The 5,072-nt window shown below is 41.7% G+C and carries 4 protein-coding genes; 1 reads left to right on the top strand and 3 read right to left on the bottom strand.

The annotated features are described in order from the left end of the window. Together AAGC65_RS24830 and yiaA are read right to left on the bottom strand one after the other, a co-directional pair. Nucleotides 1-1,780, bottom strand: a 1,780-nt coding sequence (locus AAGC65_RS24830) for a TonB-dependent receptor (RefSeq protein WP_343115158.1), incomplete at its 3' end; no start/stop codon positions are given. A 394-nt stretch (nucleotides 1,781-2,174) separates the two neighbouring features. Next, a complete protein-coding gene (gene yiaA, locus AAGC65_RS24825; protein WP_343115157.1) occupies nucleotides 2,175-2,642 on the bottom strand; it encodes an inner membrane protein YiaA in 468 nt (155 codons plus the stop codon). A 130-nt stretch (nucleotides 2,643-2,772) separates the two neighbouring features. On the opposite strand from yiaA, the gene AAGC65_RS24820 reads away from it, so the two are divergent. Beyond that, on the top strand, nucleotides 2,773-4,275 hold the full coding sequence (locus AAGC65_RS24820; RefSeq protein ID WP_343115156.1) for a hypothetical protein: 1,503 nt from the start codon (nucleotides 2,773-2,775) through the stop codon (nucleotides 4,273-4,275). Nucleotides 4,276-4,326: 51 nt separating this feature from the next. On the opposite strand, the gene AAGC65_RS24815 is transcribed toward AAGC65_RS24820, so the two are convergent. Continuing rightward, nucleotides 4,327-5,072, bottom strand: a 746-nt coding sequence (locus AAGC65_RS24815; protein WP_343115155.1) for a glycosylhydrolase-like jelly roll fold domain-containing protein, incomplete at its 5' end; no start/stop codon positions are given.

The following is a 5,072-nucleotide window of genomic DNA, read 5'->3' as shown; positions in this document are numbered from 1 at the left end:
GGGTATATACACTAAAGTTATTTGTTATAGAATAACTTAAGCCGGCCCTTGGCGTGAAAACATTGTCGGTAGCTTCTTTTTGCCGGGTTTGCGCAACTGTTTGCGAATGTGTAAACCTGCCTGCAAGTGTAAGTCGTAGTTTTTCATCCAGCATGCGTATTTCGTCCTGTACGTAAACACCGGTGTAAGTTAAATTGGTAAAGTAGGTATTTGAACCTGAACGGTTTTGAATGCTTCTTGAACGATCGAACAACGGAATATTGGCGAATGGTATACCATAAACCGGGTTGTAAATATTAAAAGTAGCATTTCCGGCCAATTGCAGATCAGGCACCGAAACACTCGAAAAATCTCCCCAGGTTTTCAGATTACCCATATCAACACCTGTTAATATGCGGTGTATCACGGGGCCGGTAGCAACATCGCCCATAATGCTTACCTGCGCATTTTTGTTAATGGCCAGCTCTTCGCTAATATTCAGGTTTCTGCGCATATCGCCGTTAGGCGCAATTGTTGTAGGCCATGGCGTACCACCAAGCAAACCATACCTGATGTAAGCTACCTGTGCATTAAGCTTCCAGTTACTGTTTAATTTATGGTTTAAGTACAAAGTAACGTTGTGATCATACAGTTTTGCCGGGTCAAGCGATGGGTCGCCCAGGAAAAAGCTTGGATGAGTATCTCCAAATCCTTTAGGAGAAAAGCCATAACTACCTAAGGCCTGTGCCTCAACATGCTGGGTGGTGTATTCGGCAGTCACTAAAGTGTTGCTATCTATCTGGTAACTTACTACCGGGGCAATAATATACTTATCGGTATAGTTGTATTTGTTGTAGCTGCCCTTGGTTTGCGCAGCCAGGTTAAGTCGAAACAATAATTTACCATCACGCGATAGTTTACCGTCAAGGTCTATTGCAGCACGCCCCAGGTTATAACCACCGCCGCTAAGGCTTATCGAACTGCGGTTTTGGCCGGTAGGCTTTTTGGTAACTACATTGTATATACCGCCGGGTTCGCCGTTGGCCATCATAAAGCCCGACGGACCTTTTACAAACTCGATACGCTCAATGGTAGCTGCATCGTCAGCAAGCGGTCCCCATGGCATTTTCTGGTTCATACCGTTACGAAAGGCAGGTATACTGGTACCGCGCATAAATATGTTAGCATATTGTGCATCCCAGTGACCAACCCTTGCAGCACCGCTCACATTACGTGTTACGCCGTCAACTATATCAAACACCTGCTGATCGGCCATTAACTGGCTGCTGATCACCTGTATATTTTGCGGCACTTCAATAAGTGGCGACTGCAGCCTTAACGATGAAGAAACCTTATCGGTTTTGAACCTGTTTTTGCGAGCGTTAACCTGTACCTCATCTAACTGCGATTGATTTTCCAGCAGCGAAAAATCTGCTATAACGGTGCCTTTAGGGCTTACGTGGATCTCTTTTTCTTTAGGATATAAACCTATACCCGATACTACAAGTACATAATCGCCGGCCGGTACGCGTTTTATCTGGTACTCGCCATCCTCGTTGGTAACAGCGCCGTATTTGGTATTTTTTAGCGCTACCGTAATCATTTCGGCCACATTGCCGTCGGCAGTAGTTACACGGCCGCGTATAGTGCCGTATTTTTGTTCTTCTTCGTCAGAAATTCTGTGTAAATTTTTACCATAGGCTTTTAAATGAGATTCCGATACTACATTTCCCGGAACGGCGTTAACAATTAACGCGTGGGCGCAAAACGCACCCAGTAGCAAAATTTTTTTAACTTGCATAACTTTTTAAGTGACTTTGAAAAGTAACCCAACTTGCTTGGGGTTGGCCGCGCAGTTCCCGCTGCGCGGCTTAATTATGCGGCAAATATAGCTTTATTTAGACTGATTACAAATAGAGGCGTTCGTTATTTTTGTAATTGACTTAATATGTGCCGGATAAATTAGATTTTTGAGGCAAATTAGGTTGAAATTGATACGATCATAAATGCCTGTAGCTACAAACTACAGGCATTGTTTATTCACAGATAGATTCTATGAATAACGGTGATGGGTTTAGGAGGGTATTTTAAGCATTGTATAGCCCGGTTAGTACGGAAGTTTAAGAAATTGCACAGTGCGTAATAAACCCCGCAGGCTTGCCAGGCAAGGTGCTGCGGGAGATGCAACCGCTACGTTACAGTTCTTTATCCTCAAACATCTTAGCGTCGCGGGTATTTTTTTGTACGGCAATGGCCGAAAACATACTAAGGCAGAATGCCATGGCGTAAAAACCTTTTTCACTTCGGGCAAGATCAGCATTCCATAAGCCTATCGTCAATAATATCATTGCCGCAATAGTGGCAAACCAGCTCAGGCCGTAGTAAAGATCGGTAACTACAAGCCCTTCAGACCTGTCTCTAACGCTTTTTTGCACGGAGATCACCGCGAACAAGCCGAATAATAAAATGGTGAAATAGTAGCCTTTTTCATTTAATTGCATACTGGCATTCCATAAACCTATGCAGTATCCCACTATGCCTGTTAATAAGGTAAACCACGAGGCGCCAATAAATGCGGCAGTTGGTTTAAACGGGTTTCTAACTTTTTCGCCATGTTTTAAAATGGATGAATTGTCTTCTGTTCTGTGTTGTAGCGGTTCCATATTTTTTTGTTTTAATGATTAATATGAAAGCAAATGTCTGATGTAAAACAGAGCTAAAAAAAGCAGAATATATAAATTACTGACGATATAATATGCAAGTTTTGTACATTTATATACGCTATACATGTATATGGATTCACTTTCGGAGCTGATCAACCTGCTTAATACTAACGACAGGAAGCTTTTCAGGCAGTTTTTACAGCAGAAAAACAAAAGGAACGATGTAAAAAACCTGCGGTTACTTAATTTAATAGAAACTGACGATATCAATGGTATAAATAAGCTTTATAAACCGGAGAAAAATAATGATGCATACCATGCATTGCGTAAACGACTACAGGATAACCTACTGCTATTCCTATCACAAAAAATCTTCGCAAACAATAACGCTGATACCTACGATGCACTGCGCCTGCTTGTGGTGGGGCGCTTTTTGTTAGAAAATGATGTGGTTAAAGTAGCGTTTAAATGTTTGGATAAGGCTGAACGGATGGCCGAACATCTAGAACAGTTTAATTTATTGAACGAACTTTTACTGTTGAAATTACAGTATGCCCATCTTCCCGGCGCAGAGAATCTTGAAGCTTTGACATCGCGTTTCCAGCGTAACCAGCTTGATATGCAACGCGAGGCTAAACTTAATATGGCCTATGCCTTTTTGAGGCTGGAACTTCAGGAGATACATCTGAAAGGGAAGATCGTTAATCTGACGGCCCTGGTGATAACTACGATCAGGAAATATAAAATTTCTGTACAGGATCTGATGACCTACAAATCCATCTACCAGATTCTTTTTATAGCGAATGAGTACGCGGCAATACAGCAAAATTATACATTAATAGAGCGCTATATCAACCGTACAGATCAGTTTATACAAAACCGGCCAGATAACAAACATTCCTATCTTTTTTACCATATATCCATCCTGTATTTTTTAGCAAATTTTCAATTAAGGCGAAAGAATTTTGCAGAGAGCACATCCTATCTTAAAAAAATGATGAATTTAATGCAGACGGATAACCGCTACTACACATTGTTTTATTTACGCTATCAGTTGCTCGCTGCACTCAACCTGTTTTTTACAGGATTTGCCGACAAGGCGATACCGTTATTAAATGAATCGCTCTCCAATACCAGGCAGGCATCTAAAGCAGAAGATATTGAGGATCTACGAATATGCCTCACCATGTTTTTAGCACTGTGTAATGATCGCGGAAGCTTGAAACAGTTGACTTTACTGACACGCACTGATGCCTGGTACGAAAAAAAGATGGGCATGCTATGGACCATCAGAAAAAACCTGATGGAAATCTTGGTTCAGGCACAGTTCTCTAACATCGAGCTGGCCATGTCGCGGCTAAACAGCTTCCGGCGGCGATATAAGAAATACCTGCTAAAAACTTCGGAAGAACGGGTGTTATTGTATTTAAAGATGGTTGAAAAATACCTGCTAAAACCCGACGTAATTTTTGACACCAAGTACAAAACCACGGTTTTAAACCTGCTAAGCAAGGCAGAAAATAACGATATTTTTACTTTAAGCTTTATTGCCTGGCTAATAGCGCACTGGGAGAAAAAAATAGCATATAAGGTTGTTTTAATACTCGTACAGGATGATAATTACGCGCAATAATTCATTACCATGGTTTAAACTAATTTCAAAACACCATCTAAATAAGTGCAGCTATTGATGTGTTACCGACAATACTTTAACCGGCCCCAGCAAACCGGAACTTTGTAAGGGAGAATTAGCATCATAAAAACTCCAGGTTACATAAGTGTATTTTTTTGCCGCATCTGTTTGAGCATCCCCGATGAGCCTGTTCACCCACGAATTGGTCACTTTTATTTCAATGGTATTCTGCCCGGGTTTGATGGCCTTGCTGATATCGACCATGAAAGGCTGCTTCCATAAAACACCCACCGGCTTTCCATTAACACTTACTTCGGCAATATCCTTTACCTCACCAAGGTCGAGCCAGGTTGCCGAACCCTTTTTCAACCCTTTTGCCGGTATAGTCAATAATTTGGTGTAAACAGCCGTGCCCGAAAAATATTTGATCCCTTTATCGGGATTGCTTGTCCATGATGATAAACTATCCATACCGGCCAAAGCAGGTGCACCCCATCCGGATGGGAAGCTTACTTTCCAGTTACCTTTAATAGTAGTTATTGTCTCTTTTTTTACAGCCGCAACTTTCACAGAAAGCCTGACAGCGTTATCCTTAAATACAACAAAAACAGCGTCATTCGGCAGCAGGTTAAGTTCAACCTTTGTTATGCCTCCGCTAATGGTATAGGAAACATTTTCTCTCAGGCCCGACTCTGGGTGCCATATTTGCGGAATTTTACCGGCAATGCGGAATGATGCATTAATACTAACTGCCGAATCTTTGCGGTTATTTACCCAATAGATCTCCCTATCCTGTA

It is taken from the genome of Mucilaginibacter sp. (assembly GCF_039207105.1).
Lineage (GTDB): Bacteria > Bacteroidota > Bacteroidia > Sphingobacteriales > Sphingobacteriaceae > Mucilaginibacter.
This window is presented reverse-complemented; position numbering and strand designations above follow the sequence as displayed.